This window comes from Pseudomonas sp. C9-3, from assembly GCF_032392015.1.
Lineage (GTDB): Bacteria > Pseudomonadota > Gammaproteobacteria > Pseudomonadales > Pseudomonadaceae > Pseudomonas > Pseudomonas nitroreducens.
Genome location: NZ_CP135919.1, coordinates 529092 through 550055 on the forward strand (window position 1 = coordinate 529092; position 20964 = coordinate 550055).

The 20964-nt window shown below is 64.3% G+C and carries 13 protein-coding genes, 1 tRNA gene and 1 pseudogene; 3 read left to right on the plus strand and 12 right to left on the minus strand.

Annotated elements, in window-relative coordinates; translation table 11 throughout:
* Positions 1–186: 186 nt before the first annotated feature.
* On the minus strand, positions 187–2034 hold the full coding sequence (locus RS899_RS02440; RefSeq protein WP_315809004.1) for a diguanylate cyclase: 1848 nt from the start codon (positions 2032–2034) through the stop codon (positions 187–189).
* 367 nt (positions 2035–2401) lie between these two features.
* Here RS899_RS02440 and RS899_RS02445 point away from each other — a divergent pair.
* Positions 2402–2880, plus strand: a pseudogene (locus RS899_RS02445) (tyrosine-type recombinase/integrase); the annotation flags it as partial.
* 18 nt (positions 2881–2898) lie between these two features.
* Here the strand turns inward: RS899_RS02445 and RS899_RS02450 are convergent.
* The 3 genes from RS899_RS02450 to RS899_RS02460 form a co-directional block, all read right to left on the minus strand.
* The gene (locus tag RS899_RS02450; protein WP_315809005.1) at positions 2899–3366 is read right to left on the minus strand and encodes a hypothetical protein; all 468 of its coding nucleotides are present in this window, start codon (positions 3364–3366) and stop codon (positions 2899–2901) included.
* A gap of 627 nt (positions 3367–3993) precedes the next feature.
* A tRNA-Gly gene (locus RS899_RS02455) sits at positions 3994–4067 on the minus strand.
* Positions 4068–4219: 152 nt separating this feature from the next.
* Complete coding sequence (locus tag RS899_RS02460; RefSeq protein WP_054911181.1) at positions 4220–5113, minus strand: alpha/beta fold hydrolase; 894 nt, start codon at positions 5111–5113, stop codon at positions 4220–4222.
* Positions 5114–5614: 501 nt separating this feature from the next.
* Between RS899_RS02460 and RS899_RS02465 the strand changes: the two genes are divergently transcribed.
* Both RS899_RS02465 and RS899_RS02470 read left to right on the plus strand, forming a co-directional pair.
* Positions 5615–6448, plus strand: coding sequence for a substrate-binding periplasmic protein (locus RS899_RS02465; protein WP_233299175.1), 834 nt, complete (start codon positions 5615–5617; stop codon positions 6446–6448).
* 3 nt (positions 6449–6451) lie between these two features.
* Positions 6452–9325 (plus strand): HD domain-containing phosphohydrolase, encoded by a 2874-nt coding sequence (locus RS899_RS02470; protein WP_024767719.1) that lies wholly within the window; start codon positions 6452–6454, stop codon positions 9323–9325.
* 68 nt (positions 9326–9393) lie between these two features.
* On the opposite strand, the gene RS899_RS02475 is transcribed toward RS899_RS02470, so the two are convergent.
* From RS899_RS02475 to RS899_RS02510, 8 genes are all read right to left on the minus strand, one after another.
* Entirely contained in the window at positions 9394–10140 is a 747-nt protein-coding gene (locus RS899_RS02475) for a murein L,D-transpeptidase catalytic domain family protein (RefSeq protein WP_054911262.1), read from the minus strand.
* Positions 10141–10516: 376 nt separating this feature from the next.
* Entirely contained in the window at positions 10517–11569 is a 1053-nt protein-coding gene (locus tag RS899_RS02480; RefSeq protein WP_054911261.1) for a L,D-transpeptidase, read from the minus strand.
* Between the two features lie 207 nt (positions 11570–11776).
* Positions 11777–12472 (minus strand): pseudouridine synthase, encoded by a 696-nt coding sequence (locus RS899_RS02485; protein WP_315809006.1) that lies wholly within the window; start codon positions 12470–12472, stop codon positions 11777–11779.
* Positions 12472–12687: a cysteine-rich CWC family protein gene (locus RS899_RS02490; RefSeq protein ID WP_315809007.1), complete on the minus strand. Its 216-nt coding sequence runs from the start codon at positions 12685–12687 to the stop codon at positions 12472–12474. Before RS899_RS02490 ends, RS899_RS02485 begins: the two co-directional genes overlap by 1 nt.
* Before the next feature lie 98 nt (positions 12688–12785).
* Complete coding sequence (locus tag RS899_RS02495; protein ID WP_315809008.1) at positions 12786–13622, minus strand: DUF4824 family protein; 837 nt, start codon at positions 13620–13622, stop codon at positions 12786–12788.
* Positions 13619–14692: a DUF2157 domain-containing protein gene (locus tag RS899_RS02500; protein ID WP_315809009.1), complete on the minus strand. Its 1074-nt coding sequence runs from the start codon at positions 14690–14692 to the stop codon at positions 13619–13621. The genes RS899_RS02495 and RS899_RS02500 overlap by 4 nt, the downstream gene beginning before the upstream one ends.
* Positions 14693–15068: 376 nt before the next feature.
* Positions 15069–16877, minus strand: coding sequence for an allophanate hydrolase (gene atzF, locus RS899_RS02505; RefSeq protein WP_315809010.1), 1809 nt, complete (start codon positions 16875–16877; stop codon positions 15069–15071).
* Between the two features lie 253 nt (positions 16878–17130).
* Positions 17131–20922 carry a 5-oxoprolinase/urea amidolyase family protein gene (locus tag RS899_RS02510; RefSeq protein WP_315809011.1) on the minus strand — a complete coding sequence of 1264 codons (3792 nt, stop codon included), beginning with the start codon at positions 20920–20922 and terminating at the stop codon, positions 17131–17133.
* Between the last annotated feature and the right edge of the window lie 42 nt (positions 20923–20964).

Below are 20964 nucleotides of genomic sequence, written 5' to 3' on the forward strand. Positions count from 1 at the left end.
TTCCCGCGGGGTCGCGGAGTTCAGAAAGCCAGTGATCAAACTGGGCAGTTTGCTTTAGCTGATAGGTCATGCTGCAACTGTATCCAGTAGGATACAGGTGTGCCAGCGAGCCCGCACCTGAAATGTTCGCCGACCACCATGAAAGCGCTGAGCCGGGTGTAGGACGGCGGAGCGATCGACTGCCTGTCAGCCCTCTACCTGATTGCGCCCCTGCTTCTTCGCCTCATACAACGCCGCATCCGCCTGCTGCACCAGCATCTCGGCGGAGCATTCCGAACTCGGTACCGCAGCTACCACGCCAATGCTCACGCTCACCCGCCCCAACGGCGACAGCTCGTGGGGCAGGGCGAGTGCTTCCACCGCTTGCAGCAACTTGTTCGCCATGCCGCGCACGCCGGCGAGGTCGGTCATCGGTGCGAGGAAAACGAACTCCTCGCCGCCATAGCGCGCCACCAGGTCGGTGGAGCGGTTGACCGTGGTCGCCAGCGTCCGGGCAATGTCGCGCAGGCAGGCGTCGCCGGCAGGGTGGCCGTAGTGGTCGTTGTAGCGCTTGAACCAGTCCACATCGATGATCGCCAGGGCCAGAGCCTCACCGGAGCGACGTGCGTGGCCCCATTCCTGCTCCAGTAGCTGGTCGAAGCGGCGCCGGTTGGCAATGCCGGTGAGGGCATCGGTCAGGCTCATGGCCTCCAGCTGATTGTTCAGCTCGCGCAGTTCATCGGTGCGCTCGGCGACGCGCAGTTCCAGCTCGTGCTCGGAGCTGCGCAGGTTATCCACAAGCTGTTGCTGGGTACGGATCAATTCCTCCTGCACCCTGGCCTTCTCCCGGCGCATGACGTTGAATCGGTCGGCGAGGGCGAAGGCCAGCACGATCATTTCCATCGCCGACCCCAGTTGCAGGCCGTCCACGGTAAACAGGTTGGTCGGCACGATGCCCATGGCGCGCAGCGAGGTCATCGCTCCGCCCAGCATCAGCAGCGCGAAGGCCGCGAGGAAGAAGAACGCGCTGCGCTGGCGCTTGAAGGCGGCAACGCCGGCACCAATGAGCAGGATCACCGCCGTGGCGAAGTTCAGCAGGATGCCGGCGCGGGAGAAATACGGCAGCGCCAGCGCATAGGCGACGGGGCTGAGCAGATAGGCCAGGATCATCCAGCGCAGTACCCGGTCCAGGCGCGGCAGTATCCGCTCGAACTGCATCATCCGGCGGGCGAACAGCAACAGCGCGGCCAGGGCCATCGACACGCCGGAGTAGTAGACCACGTTGGAATTGAGCGGCTCGCCGAAGATCGACCAGTCCGGGGCAAGGCCGTTCTTGATCGCCAGCGCCCCGGCCGTGCAGCTCACGAAGACCACGTAGAGCAGATAGATCGGGTCGCGCAGGGCGAACAGCAGCATCAGGTTGAACAGAATCATCGCCACCGCGATGCCGAAGTACCAGGCCTTGCCCGTGTAGTCGTCGCGTTCGTAGATGGAGAACGCCTTCACCGGCCACAACTGCAGCGGCACCAGCAGGCCGATACTCGACTCGACCCGCAGGTACAGCACCTGTTCGGAGTGCGCGGGCAGGTTCAGCGGAAAGACGAAGTTGCGGTTCGGGTAGACCTTGTTGCTCTGCGGGACGTCGCTGCCGGTGTTAATCGTCCTGACGCTGCCATCTGCCTGCGGGATGTTCATCTGCACATGGGAGATGCGCGGGTTCTCCACCACCAGCAGGCGCTGCAACGGGGCATCGCCGGGATTGCTCAGCTGCAACTTCAGCCAGAACGCCGAGCGGGTAAAGCCCATCGCCAGCGCACTGCCGTGTGGCTGATCGGCCTTGAAACGGGCTTGCTGCGCAGAGGATTGCACGTCCGCCAGCGTCAGGCTGCGGCTCGGGTCTTCGAGGACGGAGACATAGGTGGTCAGCGTCAGGGGCTGGGTGGTGACGCTCGCGGCATCTACCACCTGGGCAGCCCAGGCGGGACGGACCAGCAGAAAGAAGATGGTGAGCAGGAGCCAGGACAGCGATTGCCGGTGCGGGGCGGAGGCGGGCATACGGCGGGTCCGGGGATATGGGGTAGTGGAAAGTCTACAAGACGCGGAGCGGGTGGAAAAAGCCGATGGCGAAGGCTGTTCCGTCTAGTAAGTCCGTGCGCTTGAACTTGATGAACGATACGCTCGCCAGCCTTTACTGCCCTCTACCACTTGGGTATCGATTCAATGAACCTGGTTGAACTTCTCGGCGAGCTTTGTTCAATACTTTTCAACTGGCCTGGATCGGATAACAGGTCGAATAGAGTGTTCACTCCTGGTTTTTTGGCTGTGTGCATCATCCTTGTGCTGGCTGAGTTGACCCTTCTACATGGGATCTTCGGGCAGCATGGGTGATCGATAGGGGCGAGTGCGGGTTGAGGTTGTCCACATATCCGAGCTGCTGACCGCGCTCGATACTCGCAGCACCACGTCGCCGCCCCGAAGATGGCCGCCCGCATTTGCCTCGCAACTGGTTCACGTTGGGCCGAAGCACAACTGCTGACCCTGGATCGCTTGAAGGGCAACACAGTGATCTTCGCCAATACCAAGTCGAAGCGTGTTCGCTTGGTTCCGATCTCCGAAGGGTTGGCAAAAGGGATTCGTCAGCACTGGCAGACTCACGGACCGTTCACCAACTGCCTCGGCGTATTCCGCATCGTGCTGCTGTCCACGTCGATCAAGCTCCCGAGAGGCCAGCCCAGCCAAGTGTTACGCCATACGTTCGCTAGTCACTTCATTATGAACGGCGGGCACATCGTGACGTTGCAGCAAATCCTGGGGCACGCGTCGCTATCGATGACGATGCGGTATGCACATCTGTCAGAGGATCACTTGGCTGATGCAGTCAGATTTGGGCCGCTGAGATAGGCAAAGTGACAGCAAGAGCTACGCCTCATTTATGAGCATGTAGATCTCGTCATTTGACATGTTCTTTAGCAAGGAAATCATATGTTCTTCGCCTCCGCGCCAGAACAGAAATAGATTCTGGTCGCTTGCTGAAATGGCGAATTGTTTTCCTAGAAAACCATCAAGCGTCTCTTTCCAATTCCAGGGAATCTCTGTACCGCTAGGAAGTCGGAACGTGATTTCCTCACTTGAAGAGCGCTCGTTTATCGATGGGCTGGTTGATCGAACCTCCCAGTTGACGCCCTCACCCACGGAGAAGATGTGTAGGTAGGTACTGTCGTCAGTGCAAACGACGAGCTCTGTGCCGTTGAAAGAGTAATGGTTGAAGATTTTTCCATTAATTCCCGAAACGTCGATTTCTTTGTTTATCTGGCGATTTTCATGTGCTGATGCAGCAAAGGAGTTGTGCTCTTTTATATGCCCTAAGAAATCTGCATTAATTATCATGATGCTTTGTCTGCCGGTAATTACTGCTTAAGAATAGTAGGAAAGGCAATGGTCTCTCAATCTGCGAATTTCGATTCGTGGTGCTCTTAAGGGCAGGCTATATCTAGTTCCTGTGCAAGTGCGGAGTTGTATTGCGCTGCAAAGTCGTTTGCCTTGCTTTGTAGGTTTTTAATTTCGTCGGAGCAAATTACGTCGGAGGTGGCTGGCAGGCTTTTTACTGCGGCGACTTTATATATGCATTGTTGATATTTATCTGAAACACCTGGAACAGTAACTCCGTAGCCTCGAACACCTAAGAAAGCGGGAGTCCTATTCTTGGCCTCCTGTCGGGCAAGATCGATAGGATCGTTCTGGAGGATGGACTTGAGTTCAGAGATTTCGGTCTCTGGAGGCAGGGGGCAGTCCGGGTCAGGAGCCCCAAAGGCTAAGCCCAATGGTAGGAGGGCAGTTAAGCAAAGAAGGGGAGTGCGTCCGAGCATTTGAATCTTCCATTTCCCAATGAGGATAGATGGCTCGATTCTGACATCGTTTGAAAATCGAGTATCGACACTTTTTCGACACCTTTCCCACCCTGGAAAAGCAAAACCCCCGAAACGCTAGGCATTTCAGGGGTTCGGCAGGGTGTTCTGGAGCGGGCGAAGGGAATCGAACCCTCGTCATGAGCTTGGGAAGCTCAGGTAATGCCATTATACGACGCCCGCTTGGGGGTGCCTTTTTACCAGAAGGGCGGGGCTTAGTGAAGCCTTGGGCTATCGGGCGTGCCGAGTGGATGGCATTCGTGAACACGGTGGCGAATTGAAAAACCGGGGGCGGAAGGTCTGGGGCCGGCCCCCGGCTGTGTGCGCTGGCTGCATCAGCCCACCATGGCGGCGATTGGCACGCCCTGGCTGCTGGGCAGGTAGGGGTTGGCCAGGACCGGGTGGCGCTGCGGCTGGAGGAAGGTCAGGAGGGCGTCCTGGGTTTCCTGCCAGGCCTTCTTGTGTTCCACGTCGATGAAGTGGCCGGCGTTGCGGATGGTGCGGAACTCGCAGTCGCGGATCAGTTGCTGGAACAGCTTGGCCTCGGCCGGGGTGGTGTAGATGTCCAGCTCGCCGTTCATGAACAGCAGCGGGATGTCGATGGCGGCAAACTTCTCCATGTAGCTCTCGGCACTGAGCTTGAGTACCTGGCAGACGTGGAAATGCATCTGCTGGTATTCGTGCTCGTCGAGACCGGCGACGTGGCGGAAGTTGTAGCGCTTGAACAGTTGCGGCAGGTAGCGACCGATGGTGTCGTTGACCAGGTTGCCGATGTTGGTGCGATCGCACGCGGAGAGGTAGTCCAGGCCGCGGTGCAGGTAGTCGAGCATCGAGGCGTTGAGCAGCGGCGAGAAGGAGTTGATCACCGCCTTCTGGATTCGCGCCGGGCGCTCGGCCAGGGCCAGCAGGGTGGCGACGCCGCCCCAGGAGAAGGACATGACGACGTCGGCCTGGTAGTGCTCGATCAGGCCGAGCAGCAGCTGCGCCTCGTACTCCTTGGTGATGAGCTCGCGGCAGTCGTTGTGGGCCCTCGACCGGCCCGCGTACGGCTGGTCGTAGCAGACGACGTTGAAGTGCGGTTGCAGGTATTTCACCGTTTGCGCGAAGGAGGCGGTGGTTGCCAGCGAGCCGTTGACCAGGATGATGGTCTGCCGCGCTTCCCTGTTGGCGTGAAACTCCGTGTGTACCCGGTGTTGCTGAATCTCGACGACGGCGGTTTCCGGCCTCATGTCGTATTCCTCCAGACGCAGGTCATGGTGCGCATCCACCATCGGATGCGAAGAAAGTACCCAGGCAGAGGAAAGCGTCTTGACGTGACAGCTTCATGTCACTCGACGAAAGTTAACAATCTCTTGATTTTCAAATGCTTACGACACCAAAAGACAGCGTTCCGAAGCCCTTGGGGGCGCGGAAGATTGGCTTCTGATCAGGCGGGGGAAGGTGCGGCTCGGGGGACAGCTGCCGCGGGAATCATTGTTGGCTGCGCTGCGTGACTCATTGGTCACGCTTGGGCCAGAGTTAAGCAGGGTGGTTCGGCGCCTGCAACTGCCAGTGGGCGGCTGAGTCACATCGTTCTGCCGAAATCCGACGAAATGACATTTCTCTGCGCGATTCTCCGGCGCTTTGGTGAAGCCGGATTACACTCATGTGATGGCTGTAACTCCCCCGCCGAAGACGAGCGATCTCGCCGTGCTCCCCCCTGAGGCCGATACCGCGTGCGGAGCGGTTCAATGGCACTTCATCCACGGTTGCGCAAACTGCTGGTCCTGGCCCCGGCCGCATGGCTGTGTGCGGAAGCCATGGCCGAGGATCGCTACGGCTGTGAGCAGCCGATTGCCATCGCCTATACCCGCAACGTGGTGTTCTTCCATGACGATGTCGGCATCGATCCCGACCTGATCGCCGAGCTGTCTCGGCGCACCGGCTGCCAGTTCGAGACCTCGATTCGCCCGCGCGATGAAATCTGGCAATTGCTGGAGAGCGGCGACCTGCAGATGGGCACCAGCGGCGTCGCCACGCCGCAGCGGCGCGCCTACACCTACCTGCTGCCGTATCTCTATATGCGCAATAAGTTGATCGTGCGCGACGATCTGGGGGACATGAACAGCCTGGACGCCTTCCACGACATGCCTGGTGCGCGCCTGGGAGTGATTGCCGGCTACCGCCATGGGCCTTACATCGACGGCATGCTGCGTATCCTCCGCTCGGAAGGTCGGGTAGTGGAATACAAGGACGACGCCAGCCGCTTCACCGCGTTGCTCAACGGTAATGTGGAAGGCGTGATAGGCCATGAGATGAACCTCGAAGGCGCGGTGAAGGACCGTCGCCAACGGGAGCGCTTTCATGTGGTAGATGTGATCCCCGGGCCGGCGACTCCCCATAACCTGATGCTTTCGCGCAAGCGCTTCACGCCGGCGCAAAGCGCCGAATGGATGCGCCTGATGGAAACACTGTGGCTGGACGGAACTCTGGCCCGGATCATGCGTAACAATGCGCCGCCACCCGTGGCGGAAGAACTGCTCGACAGCGGCTATCGCTACAGCTCCACGGACAGAGGCTGGTAAAGGATGAAGGCATTCGAACGGGGTATTCCGCTGCAGCTGCTGGTGGCTGGCGCCATCATCGCCAGCATGCTGGTGCTGGCGGGGGCCCTGCTGATCCAGGGCTACCGAGGGGTAGAAGGCGCGCTGGTGACGGCGGCCGGGGAGTCGGCCAGCCAGTTGGGCGCGACCATCAACGAGCGTATCCGGCGCCTTATCGACCCGGCGGAAAGCGCGCTGCGGCTGCTCACCCACGACCCCATCTCGCAGACGGACAACCTGCCGGCGCGCCTCGATCGCCTGCCGATGCTGGTGGAGAACCTGCGTGCCAACCGCACCCTGAGCGCGGTGTACATCGGTTACCCGAATGGTGAGTTCCTGCTGATCCGCGCCTTGCGCGTACCCGAGGTGCGCCGTGCTCTCCAGGCGCCCGACGCGGCCAAGTACCTGGTACAGAGCCAGACGCTCAACGGCCAGGGCGGGCTGCTCGGCGAGTGGCGTTTCTACGACAGCGAACTGCGGCTGCTGCGTGTACAGGAGCGGCCGGATTACCAGTACGACCCTCGACAACGCCCCTGGTACACGGAGGCTCGTGCGACGAGCAAGACCGTACTCACCCAGCCCTACGTCTTCTTCACCACCCGCGAGATTGGCCTGACCCTGGCCCACCGCAGCGTCGACGGCGCGGCAGTGATCGGCATGGACGCTTCGGTGAACGACCTGGGCGGCGAGATGGGCGACCTGCGCCAGACAGCCCACACCGAGTTGGCGGTCGTGGACGGCAAGGGCACGGTGATCGCCTATCCGGACCTCTCCAAGCTGATGGTCCGTGAAGGCGACCAACTGCGACTGGCCACGCTGGACGAGCTGAAGGTGCCCAGCCTGAGCGAACTGAATGCCAATTCCGTGCCCTCCGGTACACCGCAGTCGTACAAGGTGAACGGCGAGGACTGGTATGGCATCTGGGTGCCGCTGTCGAACTTCACCAGCAACGAAGTGCGGGTGCTTATCGCGATTCCCGCCGTGGAGTTGCTGGCCGGCGCCCGCCAGTTGCTGTTCAACCAGGCGTTGTGGAGCGGCACCTTGCTGCTGGTTCTGCTGCTGATCGGCTGGTACATCGGCCGGCGTATTGCCCGGCCGCTGACCGCATTGGCCGATCAGGTCGGCGCCCTGGCGGCGTTCGATTTCGCCCGGCCGGTGGGGGTGGAGTCAAAGATCGCCGAGGTCCGCGACTTGAGCAGCGTCATGGGAAGCATGTCGCGCACCATCCACAACTTCCAGGCCATTACCCTGACCCTGAGCCGCGAGACGCGCCTGGAAAGCATGCTCGAGGGCGTGCTCTCGCGCCTGGTGGAGGCCACCGGCGTGATGGGCGGCGCTGTCTACCTGCTGGAGGACGAAGAGTGCCGCCTGCGGCTGGCCTGCACGGTCAACGGCGAGCAGTACCCGCAGTCCATGCTGATCGAGGGCTTTACCGAGGCGGAGCTGGCCCAGCGGGTGGACCTGGCATTGGCCAATCGCGGGCAGTTCCTGGAGGTTTCGCTGCGCAATCGTTCGGACGAGCTGCTGGGCATCCTGGTCCTGCAGCTGGCGGAGGAGGGCGCCCACAGCCTGCAGCCACGCAAACCATTCAAACGCTTCGTCGAGGAGCTTTCCGGCGCCGCCGCCGTGGCCATCGAGACCCGCCAATTGATCGAGGCCCAACAGCGCCTGCTGGATGCGATCATCAAGCTCCTCGCCGACGCCATCGACGCCAAGAGCCCCTATACCGGCGGCCACTGCGAGCGCGTACCGCAGTTGGCCGACCTGCTGCTGCAGAAGGTCATCGACTCGCACGATGGCGAGTACGCCGGCTTCACCATGAGCGATGCGGAACGCTATGAATTCCAGATCGCCGCCTGGCTGCACGACTGCGGCAAGGTCACCAGTCCCGAATACGTGGTGGACAAGGCGACCAAGCTGGAAACGCTGTACAACCGTCTGCACGAGGTGCGCACGCGTTTCGAAGTGGTCTGGCGCGACATTGAGCTGGACTACTGGCGCGGCATAGCCGCAGGCAACGACATTGGTCTGCTGGCCGCGCGCCGCGACGCGCTGCATGAGGCGTTGCGCGAGGACTACGCCTTCGTCGCCCAGGCCAACGTCGGCGGCGAGTTCATGAAGGACGAGGATATCGAGCGGCTCAGGCAGATCGGCGAGCGTCGTTGGTTGCGCTACTTCGATGACCGCCTGGGTATCTCCCACGATGAAGCCGAGCGGCTGCAGGGGCGGCCCGAACGGCCGCTGCCGGCGGAGGAGTTCCTCCTCGCCGACAAGCCCGAACACCGAGTGCCCTGGGGCGAGCGCAAGCCGCCGGTGGTGAAGGACGACCCGCGAAATATCTGGGGCTTCGACATGCGTCTGCCGCCTTACGCGAGCAATTACGGTGAGCTGTACAACCTGGGTATTCGCCGTGGCACGCTGACCGAGGAGGAGCGTTTCAAGATCAACGAACACATCGTCCAGACCCTGATGATGCTCACCACCCTGCCGCTGCCGCGTCATTTGCGCCGTGTGCCGACCATTGCCGCCAACCACCACGAGAAGATGGATGGCACCGGCTATCCACGCAAACTGTCCCGTGAGCAGATGAGCATTCCGGAGCGGGTGATGGCGATCGCCGATATCTTCGAGGCGCTGACTGCCGCCGACCGTCCCTACAAGGCGCCGAAGACCTTGTCCGAGTCACTGAAGATCCTCGCCTTCATGGCCCGCGACCAGCACATCGACGCCGACCTGTTCCGCCTGTTCATCAGCCAGGGGGTTTACCGGGAGTACGGCGAGCGCTTCCTCCAGCCCGAGCAGATGGATGCCGTGGACGTGCGCGCGATCCTGGAAATCCTGGAGGGGGTGAAGGCTTAGCCCCGCAGCCCCTGAAACGAAAACCGCCGGCATCAGCCGGCGTTTTTCGTTTCAGGGGCAGGCAGCGATCAACGCTTGGCGAGGTTGGTGGCGTAGCGATTGATCTGCGGGTTCTTCGCCACGGTGCAGCTCTGCCCGGCGAGGAATTGCGAGGTTTTCAGGTATTGCTGCTGCGGGTAGTAGGCGAACACGTAGCTGCCGTTCTTTACCGTATCGATGAGCTTCTGCGCCACCTGCGGGCGCACCGCCGGGCAGCCGAGGCTGCGGCCCAGGCGGCCGAGGCCGGGGACGACCTTCGGGTCGGCGTAGGCGGCGGCATGCATGACGATGGCGCGTTCTTCGCTGTTATCGTTGAAGCCCGGCTCCAGGCCCAGCAGGCGCAGGGACCGACCGTGCTTGCCGCTGTAGGTCTGACCGGTCTGGTACAGGCCGATGGAGGACTGGAAGCTCTCCGGGCGATTGGAGAAGGAGGTGGCCATGTCGTCGCCACTCTTCTTGCCATGGGCGACCCACTCCTCGAAGAGCAGTTTGCGCTGCTTCAGGTCGAAGACCCAGAGGCGCTTGTCGCGGGATGGCTTGGAGTAATCGATCACCGTCAGCAGGCGGTTCTGGCCGCCCAACTGGGTACTGGCGCACTGCAGCGCACTGAGCGCCAGGCGCAGGGTCTCGGTATTGGTCGCTGGCGCGAGGCGGTGCAGGTCCTCGGCCGTGGGCAGGGCAGCAGCGGACGCGGTCTGCCAGCTACCGATCGCGAAGAGCGCGGCACTGGCGAGCGAAATCCGGAAGAACCCCCGTAACTTCAAGAAAGTCAGCATGAATACAACATTCCCGTTGAATCGATATGGTTTTTTCTGGGAAACGCCGCATTGTGCGTGATTTTTGACCAGTGATGTGTTTGTTTTTTAATCAAGTATGGTTCCGCCCGTCGGTAATTACGAACTTTCCAGCGCAAGAAATCGCCGCGAGGCACCGGTCTGCGGGACGTTAAGACGAAAGGAACTCACCTCGGACAGGCGCCTTGACTCTTTGTGTTTCGAGATTCTTCGGCTGCTTGCACGGCCGACTTGAGGCCGTCTGTCCGCAGGTGAGGGCTGACAGTTTGGCGTGGGCGGTTGGCGATGGGGGCAGGGAAACGATGAAGAGGTTGTAGGAGAAATCCGGAGCGCTTCGGCGTCGCTCCGGTTCATCCTGTTACTCCACGCTCTGGTTCTTGACCGGCTTCTGCTCGGCCTTGCGGTCGTTGGTGGTGATCACGGTGAAGTCCGGGTTGCTACGCATGTCGCGGGTAGATGGTAGGTCAGTGATCACCAGCGTGCTGCCCACGTCCATGCTGGCCAGCAGGTTGCGCAGGAATTCGCGGTCCAGACTGAATTTTCCCAGCTGCTCGGCAGGCGACAGGCCTCGCTGCGGGTCGCTGACCTGCACGCTGGTCCAGCGCAGGTTGGGGTTCTCGCTGTCGATTTCGGTTTGCGAGGGCTTTTCCATGAGGGAGAAGGCGGCGACGCCGGTCCGTTCTTCCGGGTGCTCGAAGGCTACCGGTGCGGTGCCGATCTGCAGGCCCCCGCGGTAGACGTAGAGGCGGCGGTCGGCGCGGCTGACCAGCACGGAGACTGGTCCCTTTTCCGCACCGGGATCGCTCCAGAACGGCACCACCATGCCGCTGTCGTCGTGCGGGCCGGCGGCGCGCCCATCGCTGACGATGGGCGCGAGCAGGCCGGGGTGGTAAACCTCCACGGGCGAGCTCTTGGCGTCGGAGATGATCACGGTGGTGGAGGTGAAGCCGGTGACTTCATAGAGCTTCTTGGCGAACGCCATCGGCAGGCGGATGCAACCGTGGGAGGCCGGGTAGCCGGGCAGGTTGCCGGCGTGCAGGGCGATGCCGTCCCAGGTCAGGCGCTGCATGTAGGGCATCGGCGCGCTGTTGTAGAGATCGGAGTGGTACTCGACCTTCTTCTGCAGGATGGAGAACACGCCGGTAGGGGTTTCCTTGCCCTTCTTGCCGGTGCTGACGGTGGCCACGCCAATGGCGATACCGTTGCGGTACACGTAGGCGCGCTGCTCGGTGAGGCTGACCACCAGGGTGACCGGGCCGGCTGGCGATATCTCCGGGTACCAGAGGAACTGGCCAGGCTTGAGCGTCTTCAGCGCTGCCTGCAGGTCCGAAAGCGGCGAGGGCTTGCTCGGGTTGGCGAAGGCGACGCTGGCGCTCAGGGCGATCAGCAGGGCAACCGACAGTTTCTTCATCACCTTTCCTTACAGCGCGGGCATGGCAGGGAGCTTAGCCAAGCGGCGGCGAAGGCTGCAAACTGCCGGGCTGAATGGTTTGCGTAGGACTCTTCGGAATGTTGCGCGGGGCGCGGTATGTAGGAGCGAGCTTGCTCGCGAACCGCCCGGACGCCGTGCTCGCCGGCAGGATTGTTCGCGAGCAAGCCCGCTCCTGCAAAGGGCAGTTCAGCCGAGCGCGGCGATTTCCTGAGCAGTCAGCGCGCGGTACTCGCCGGGTTGCAAGGCTGGGTCCAGCGCCAGGCTGCCCATGCTCTCGCGGTGCAGGCGCGTCACCTTGTTCTGGAAATGGCCGAACATGCGCTTGACCTGGTGGTAGCGGCCTTCGTGCAGGGTCAGGCGCGCGGTGCGAGTGTCGAGGATTTCCAGCTGGGCGGGCAGGGTGATGAGGTCTTCGAAGGCGAAGTACAGCCCCCGCTCGAAGGTCTCGATGTAGCACTCCTCGATCGGGTCCTCGGTCTCGACGTAATAGACCTTGGGCAGCTTGCGCCCCGGCAGCGTCATGCGCCGCGACCATTGCCCGTCGTTGGTGATGAGCAGCAGGCCGGTGGTGTTGTAGTCCAGGCGGCCGCCGATATGCAGTTCGTGCTTGTCCGGTTCGTCGAGCAGGTCGAGCACGGTGCGGTGCTCGGCATCGCGGGTGGCGCTGACGCAGCCGGCGGGCTTGTGCAGCATGAAGTAGCGCGCTGGCTTGCCGGCCTGCAGCAGGTCATCGTCCAGCTCCACGCGGGAGAACTCGCGCACTTCATGGCGGCCATCGCGTACCACCTGGCCATCGACACGCAGGCGGCCTTCGGCAAGCAATTGGCGGGCTTGCTGGCGGTTCAGGTGGGGCAGGTTGGCGATGAAACGGTCCAGACGCATCAGGCGGTCTCATCGTCCTTCAGCCCGGCAGCACAGCGCGGGCAAAGGCAGGCACGGTCGACCAGCTCGGGCGGGATGCGCTCCAGTGCGTTGCGGTCAATGCGCGTGCTGAAGCACCAGCACGGCTGGCCTTCCAGCGCCGAATCGGCCTGGGTGCAGCGGTTGGACTGGCCGCAGAGCGGGCAGCGGCTGGGATCGGGAGTGACGTCGTTCATGGCCGGTCAGGGCAGGAAATGGCGGTGAGGCGGGCGCACAGGGTGCAGCGCCGACCCGCATCACGCAAGCGGATTCGGATCGGCGCGGCGGGTGCCGCTCAGGGCATGTCGATGCGCTGGATCCAGGGTTCCAGGCGCTGGCCGAAGGCGACTTCGGCGACGAAGGGCTGGGCGCGACTGTCCGCTGCCCGGTGAGGCTGCGCGGTGATCTGGTCCAGCCGCTCGCGCCACTGGTACGGCACGTTGAGGCTGTCGGTGCCGATGGAGCTGGCGGTGCCGCCGAGGGTCCAGATGTGCTGGTAGTAGTTGGAAACGGGGCGTACCTGGCCGTGGACGATCAGGTAGCGCTGGCGATCGGGGTAACGGGCTCGCAATGCCTGCAGGTCCAGGCCGACGTCCTTGAGCAGCAGGCGGGTGTCGGTCTTTTCCTCGCTATCCAGTTCGCGGCGGATGAAGTCGCGTTCGTCCGCCAGGCGGGCATTCTGCGGTGCGGCATCGGCGGCCTGGCGGGCTTCGTCGAGGCGCTTGCGGGTCAGCTGCACTTCGCGCTCGTGAAGCGGGCCGTTGAGCTCCAGCACCAGCAGGGCCGCGCGCGATTGCTGGCGGCCGAAGCGCCGGGCGCTATCGTCGTCGACCTGCTCGGGCATGGCGAAGCCGAGCTCGGCCATCTTCTGGCTGTCGAGGGCGGGCTGCCAGCCCCGGTTGTGTTGTCGTGCCTCATCGTCGCGGCTGGGCGTACGCCAGTGCAGGCGCAGGCTCAGGCCGCTGTTTTCCTTGTACCAGTCGTTGTTGCGCAGCAGCTCGCGCTGGCTGAGCGACAGGACGCTGTCCGGCTCGCCGGAGCGGTTCCAGGCAACGCCGCCCAGGGCGACGGCGTTCACCAGCAGGATCAGGCCGACGCCGCTGGCGAGTGCGTGAGTACGTGTCCAGTTCATGGGCGGGCTCCCAGCAGGCCGTGGGCGCGGCGCAGGCGACGCAGGACCAGCAGGATCAGCACCGCGCACAGACCCAGCACGAGGAAGAACAGGTACTTGGGCATGACCTCCCACCACCAGTCGAAGAACTTGGTGTAGAGGAAGATCACGAAGAAGGTCAGCCCGGTATTGACCACTTCAGGCCACTCGCGTCGCGCGCCGAGCCAGATCACCAGCGCAGAGGCGACGAAACCGAGCACCTGGTAGAGGCTTTCCACCGTTGCATAACGCAGTGGCAGGTAACTGCTGCCGCCCCAATTGGCCAGCACCAGCATGGGCAGGAACAGCCCGAGCAGGCCGAATACCCGGTAGATCGTGGCGAAACCGTCGAAACGATGCTGGGAGATGAACGACGGCACGAGGAAGATCAGCAACGCGGCGGGGAAGAAGTTTTCCGGACGTTCGCCGACGTCCAGCCAGTAGACGCCGCTCCAGGTGCCGACCCGTGCGGCGACGTAGCCCATCACGCAGATCAGCGCGGCGGCCAGCAGCAGGCGTGCGTTGCAGGTGTAGGCCAGCAGCAGGGCGTAGGCGGCCCAGGGCAGCAGGGCCTTGTCGGACGGGGTGATATTGAATATCTGCCCGACCATCACGACGTTCAGCACGAAGCAGGCGAAGGCCAGCATGGCGCCAAGCTTGGCGAAGTAGCCGGAGGCGTCGCGGCGTTGCAGCACGAGGGTCAGCAGCAGGCTGATCAGCGAGGCGGCGACGAGGATGACGACCTGCACGCTTTCGCCGAACAGCCCCCAGAACTGGTAGAAGAGGAAGAACAGGCTGGCGGCCAGGGCCAGCGCGCCGAGGAAGGAGGCGATGCGCATGCCCAGGGACAGGCGATGGTCCTGGCTGTCGCGGTCGATGTCGAAGCGTGCCCGGTAGTCGGCGAGCAGGCGCTGCTGGTGTTCGTGCAGGCGCGCGTGCTGAGTGTTGTCGAGGACGAGGGCGCCTTCGTCGCGCAGGCGGCGCAGCTCGCGGTCGAAGGCCAGGATATCGTTGACGCGGTGCTGCGCCTGCTGGTGGCTGAGATCGGGCATGACCGGTCCTTGCGGCGGGTGATGCTGGGACTCTAGCTCGTGGCGCGGCGGGGTTCCATGGTCAGACGCCGGTGACGCAGAGCGCGTGGCGTTCGCGACCCGCTATCCGCCCACACGCCGAAGATGCAGCAGTATCTGTTGGGGCGAGTTTGCTCGCGAACCAGTCTCCGTTGCAGAGGTTGTTCGCGAGGCCAATCCCGTTCCCCACGGGATTCTTCATTCCCTCATCCATGTGGGGCGCAGGAAGCGTAGGGCGAATAACCTGGAACAGGTTATCCGCCGGAAATTGCGCGGCGTATAACGCTGGCGCGTTATACGCCCTACGGGTAACCGATGCCCCACCCGGCGGGGGAAGCTTCTTTCCGGAAGCGCGCACTCAGGTTCGGCTGGCCAACCACGCGCGCCATCCGCCGAAGCGGCTGATGTCCTCGGCGCCTTCCAGGCCCCAGGCGTCGCAGATGAAGCCGGTCTCCCAGCTGCCATCCTCCAGCTGCACCTTGCCCAACCCAAGCGGTGCCGGGATGCCGGTGAGGAAGGAGCCCAGTTCGGCACTGGGCAGCTCCCAGACTTCCACCTCGATGGCCACGCCGCGTTCGGCCACGCGCAGCATGCCGGGGCGCAGCGGCGGGCCGCCGGCCAGGGCATACAGCTTGTAAGCCGGGGCGCTTTGAGTGGCGCGCAACAGGCGGGCGCCGCGCTGGCGCAGTTGCCAGTTCAGGGCCAGGCCGTCCAGGTGCGCGCCGCACACCACCAGGCGTGCGCGGTCATTGCGCGCGGCATTGGCCGATGCGGCCGGGGCGATCGCGTTGCCGCCGGTGAGCGGCAGGTTGTGCCGGCGCTGCAGCGCATCAGCCACGCCGAGCAGGTACTGGTCGGTGAAGGCGCGGCCGAACAGGGTCACCCCCCAGGGCAGGCCGTTGCCCATGATTGCACTGGGCACGGCGACGGCGGCGTAGTCCAGCAGGTTCATGAAGTTGGTGTAGTAGCCCAGGTCGGAATTGCGCTTCACCGGTTCGGCGTGCAGCTTGTCCAGCGTCACCGGGCGGCCGATAGTGGGGGTGAGCACGCAGTCGAGGTCGGCGAGGATCGCATCGCACTGTGCCTTGAGTTCCTGCAGGCGATATTGCGCGCGGAACGCTTGCACGGCGGTTGCGCCGGGAGCTTTCGCCAGTACGTCGCGGATCACTGGCAGCACCGCTTGCGGGTCACGCTCGATCAGCTCGCCTGCCACGCTGTAGCGCTCGGCGACCCAGGGGCCTTCGTAGAGCAGGCGCGCGGCTTCGAGGAAGGGCGCGAAGTCGATTTCCTGCGCCTCGCCGCCCATGGCCTTGAGCTGGTCCAGGGCGTCGGTGAACAGCACCGGGCCTTCGTGGCAGCCGAAGAATTCCAGTTGATCGGCGCGGGGAACACCGAAGCGGAAAGGCTTGGGTGCACCGAAGGCGCTGGCGTCGTTCCACGCCGGATTGGCGCGGCTATAGCCGTCCCGTGGATCGAGCTTTGCCGTGAGAGCGAGCAGCTCGCTGGCTTCGGCGGCACTGGCGGTGAAGTAGGTGATGCAGTCCAGGGTGCGGCAGGCCGGCACCAGGCCATGGTTGGACAGCAGCCCCTTGCTCGGCTTGAGCCCGAGCAGGCCGTTGAGCGCCGCCGGCACGCGACCGGAGCCAGCGGTGTCGGTGCCCAGGGCGAAGCTCGCCACGCCCAGCGCCACGGCCAGCGAGGAACCGGCGCTGGAGCCGCCCGACGGGTACTCGGGCAGCACGCTGTTGCGGCATTCGCCATAGGGCGAGCGGGTACCATTGAGGCCGGTGGCGAACTGGTCGAGGTTGGTCTTGCCCAGCGGGATGGCGCCCAGGTCGATCAGTTGCTGCACCAGCGTCGCGGACGTTTCCGGCGTGTAGGCGAACGCCGGGCAGGCGGCGGTGGTGGGGATACCGGCGAGGTCGATGTTGTCCTTGATGGCGAAGGGGATGCCGTAGAGCGGCAGGCTGTCCGGCGATTTCTCATCCAGCGCGGCGAAGTAGGGCTCCAGTTCTTCCAGGCTCAGCAGGTGGATGAACAGGTGGTAGTCCGGGTTCAACGCGGCGGCCTTGTTGCGCAGTTCGGCGATCAGCTGGCGCGGCGTGGCGCGGCCTTCGCGGTAGGCGGTGCGCAGGGTGGTGAGGCGGAGGTCAAAGGTATTGGGCATGGTCGAGATTCCTTGGGCCGATCGGTTCTCTGGCTGGGCTGCCCTCACCCCTGCCCTCTCCCGGAGGGAGAGGGGGAAGAGCAGTCCGGCGCGGTGTTGGGTTCGAACCATGGTTGGCCGGGTGGCGCGGACTGTGGTTCAGGTTGAATCCAGCGCTGAGGCCCACTCCGTACGGTCCCCTCTCCCGCTTGAGGAGCGGGGCGCGTAGCCAGGGTTAGGGTGAGGGGCTCTGCGCAACGGCAGTTATGTCGGTTCAGGCTTCTTCCATCACCACCACCCGCTGCCCGGCGCGCACCGGCGAACCGGGCTGCACGCGGACCTCGCGCACCACGCCGTCGCGCGGGGCGGTGAGGGGGATTTCCATCTTCATGGATTCGAGGATCACCAGGATGTCGCCGGCCTTCACGCTGGCGCCGGCTTCCACCTGCACCTGCCAGAGGTTGCCGGCGATGTGGCTTTCGACGGCGTGCTGGCCGGCGCCGAGTGGGGAGTCTTCGCCGGCGTCGACGGCGGCTTCCTCGCTCTCGAAGTGTGCCTGGCCGGAGGCGATCCAGCGTTGGCGCTCGGCGTCGAAGGCGGCGCGCTGGTGGCTGCGGAACGCGGCGATGCTGTCGGCTTCTTCGGCGAGGAAAGCTTGGTAATCCGCCAGGCGCAGCTCGCTATCTTCGATGCGCAGCGGATAGCGGCCCAGCGGGAAGTCGCGGCGGATGCGCAGCAGTTCGTCTGCCGAGACCGGGTAGAAGCGGATCTGGTCGAAGAAGCGCAGCAGCCAGGGCTTGCCGTCGAATGCGGCGACTTCGCGGTAGCGGTTCCACATCTGCAGGGTGCGGCCGACGAACTGGTAGCCGCCGGGGCCCTCCATGCCGTAGACGCACATATAGGCGCCGCCGATGCCCACGGAGTTTTCCGCGGTCCAGGTGCGCGCCGGGTTGTACTTGGTGGTCACCAGGCGGTGGCGCGGGTCCAGCGGCGTGGCCACCGGCGCGCCGAGGTAGACGTCACCCAGGCCCATCACCAGGTAACTGGCCTCGAAGACGGTGCGGTACACCGCCTCCAGGTCCGGCAGTTCATTGATGCGGCGGATGAACTCCAGGTTGCTCGGGCACCAGGGCGCGTCCTTGCGTACCGTGGTCATGTATTTCTCGATGGCCAGCTGGCAGGCCGGGTCGTCCCAGGACAGTGGCAGGTGGACGATGCGCGACGGCACCTTGAGGTCCTGCGCGGCGCACACGGCGTCCCAGAGTCCGGCGACGGTTTCCAGCAAGGTTTCCAGCGAGAGGGTTTCCGGCTGGTAGTGCACCTGCAGCGAACGGATACCGGGAGTGAGGTCGATTACGCCGTCGAGGTTCTTGGCTTCCAGCGCCTGCATCAGGGCATGGCCGCGGAAGCGCAGGACCAGGTCCAGCTCGGGCTGGCCGATTTCCAGCAGCAGGTGGGTGTCGCCGGAGAGGCGCGCGACCAGCCGGGTGTCGTCCTGGCCGAGGTCGAGGACGATGGGGGAGGTGAGCGTGATGCTTGGGCTACCCTCACCCCCCGCCTTCTCACGGAGGGAGAGGGCGCCGTCCGTGCCATCAGAGAACACCGTGCCCGCCGGCAACACCGAACGGCCCCCTCTCCCCACGGGAGAGGGCTGGGGTGAGGGGAAACCGGCTGCGCTGATGCTGGGCTGTGCCTGTGCAGGAGCGAGCTTGCTCGCGAACCCGCCCAACTCCAGAACTTCCGGCATAAAGCGTTCGCGAGCAAGCTCGCTCCTACAGAACTGCGCCAATCTGCGAGCGGTGGCGATATCCACCGGCAGGAAGCGAACCTTGTCCCCCGCCTTGAGCTGGCCAAGCTGCCAGAGGTCGGCCTCGATCACTGTCACCGGGCAGACGAAGCCGCCCAGGCTCGGGCCGTCCGGGCCGAGGATCACCGGCATGTCGCCGGTGAAGTCCACGGCGCCGATGGCGTAGGGGTTGTCGTGGATGTTCGACGGGTGCAGGCCGGCCTCGCCGCCGCTCTCGCGCACCCATTCCGGTTTCGGCCCGATCAGGCGTACGCCGGTGCGGCTGGAGTTGAAGTGCACTTCCCAGGCGGTGGCGAAGAAGGTCTCGATGTAGGCCGGGGTGAAGTATTCCGGCGCGCCGTGGGGACCGTAGATCACGCGGATGCTGCGCACGGCCGGGAGGTCGGTGCGCAGTTCCGCCGGCAGGCTTCCACCGTGGCGTGCGTCTGCCAGTGCGTCGAGGTGCAGCACGTCGCCGGCGCGCAGGGCGCGGCCGCCGTGGCCGCCGAACTGGCCGAGGGTGAAGGTGCTCTTGCTGCCCAGGTAGTCCGGCACGTGCAAGCCGCCACGCAGGCACAGGTAGCTGCGCGCGCCGGCGCCACTCACGGTACCCAGGCTCAGGGTCGAGCCGGCGGCGATGAACAGCGCGGTGTCCATCGGCTGCTCGGTGCCATCCAGGCTGATCGGCAGGGCTGCGCCGGTGATGCATGCCACCGCGTCGGTGTTGAAGCGCAGGGTCGGGCCGCTCATGGTGATTTCCAGCGCGGCGGCGCCTTCGGGGTTGCCCAGCAGAACGTTACCCAGGCGCAGCGCGCGATCATCCATCGGCCCCGATGGCGGTACGCCCACGGCCCAGTAGCCGAGGCGGCCGGGGTAATCCTGCACGCTGGTCTGGGTGCCGGCGCTGAGCACTTCAAGTGTCTGGGCGCGGTAGCGCAGGCCTTCCAGGCAGCGCGTCCAGGGCGAGCCGCTGGCGAAGGGCGTGTCTTTGATGATCTGCCGCAGGTAGTCGCGGTTGCATTCCACGCCGTACAGCAGGCTGTCGGCCAGCGCGCGATCGAGGCCGGCGCTGGCCAGTTCGCGGGTCGGCGCCCAGGCGATGAGCTTGGCGATCATCGGGTCGAAGTAGGGCGGGATCTCGCAGCCGGCCTCGACCCAGGTGTCGATGCGCAGTGCCTTGCCGTCTGCCGGCGGGAACTGCACGGCGGTGAGCAGGCCGGGGCAGGGTTGGAAGTCGCGGCCCGGGTCTTCCGCATAGAGGCGCGCCTGGATGGCGTGGCCGCTGGGCTTGAGCCCGGCGATGAGGTCGGCCAGCGGCGGCAGGTCGCCGGCGGCCAGTTCGATCATCCAGCGCACCAGGTCGACGCCCCAGACCTGTTCGGTGACGCCGTGCTCGACCTGCAGGCGGGTGTTCACTTCGAGGAAGTAGAAGCGCTGCGCGTCGCTGTCGTAGACGAACTCCACGGTGCCGGCGCTGCGGTAGCTGACGGCTTTCGCCAACTGGATCGCCGCTGCGCAGAGGGCATCGGCCATGCCAGAGGGCAGGTTGGGCGCCGGGGTTTCTTCCAGCACTTTCTGGTTGCGCCGCTGTACCGAGCAGTCGCGCACGCCGAGGGCGATCACTTCGCCCTGGCCGTCGCCGAATACCTGCACTTCCAAGTGGCGGGCGCGCTGGATGTACTTCTCGATGAACACGCCCGAGTCGCTGAAGTTGTTCTGCCCCAGGCGCTTCACCGCATCGAAGGCATCGCGCAGTTCGTCCGCTGAGCGGCACACGCGCATGCCGATGCCGCCACCACCGGCGGTGCTTTTCAGCATCACCGGGTAGCCGACTTCTTCACCGGCGAGCAACGCGGCTTCGAGATCGGGCAGCAGGTCGGTGCCTTCGAGCATCGGCACGCCCTGTTCGCGGGCCAGTGCACGGGCGGTGTGCTTGAGGCCGAACACGCGCAGTTGCTCCGGCGTCGGGCCGACGAAGGCGATGCCGGCGGCTTCGCAGGCTTCGGCGAAGGCAGCGTTTTCCGAGAGGAAGCCGTAGCCGGGGTGGATCGCCTGGGCGCCGCTGGCGCGGGCCGCGGCGAGGATTTTCTCCACGACCAGATAGGTGCTGGAGGCCGGGCCTTCGCCGAGGCTGATGGCCTGGACGGCCTGCTGGATGTGCAGGCTGGCGGCATCGGCTTCGGAGTACACGGCGACGCCGCCCACGTTCAGTTCATTGAGCGTGCGCAGGATGCGGCAGGCAATGGCGCCGCGGTTGGCGATGAGCAGTTTGTCGAACATGAGGGCGTCCCCATGGGGTGGCGGGCCGTCCCGCCGTCATTC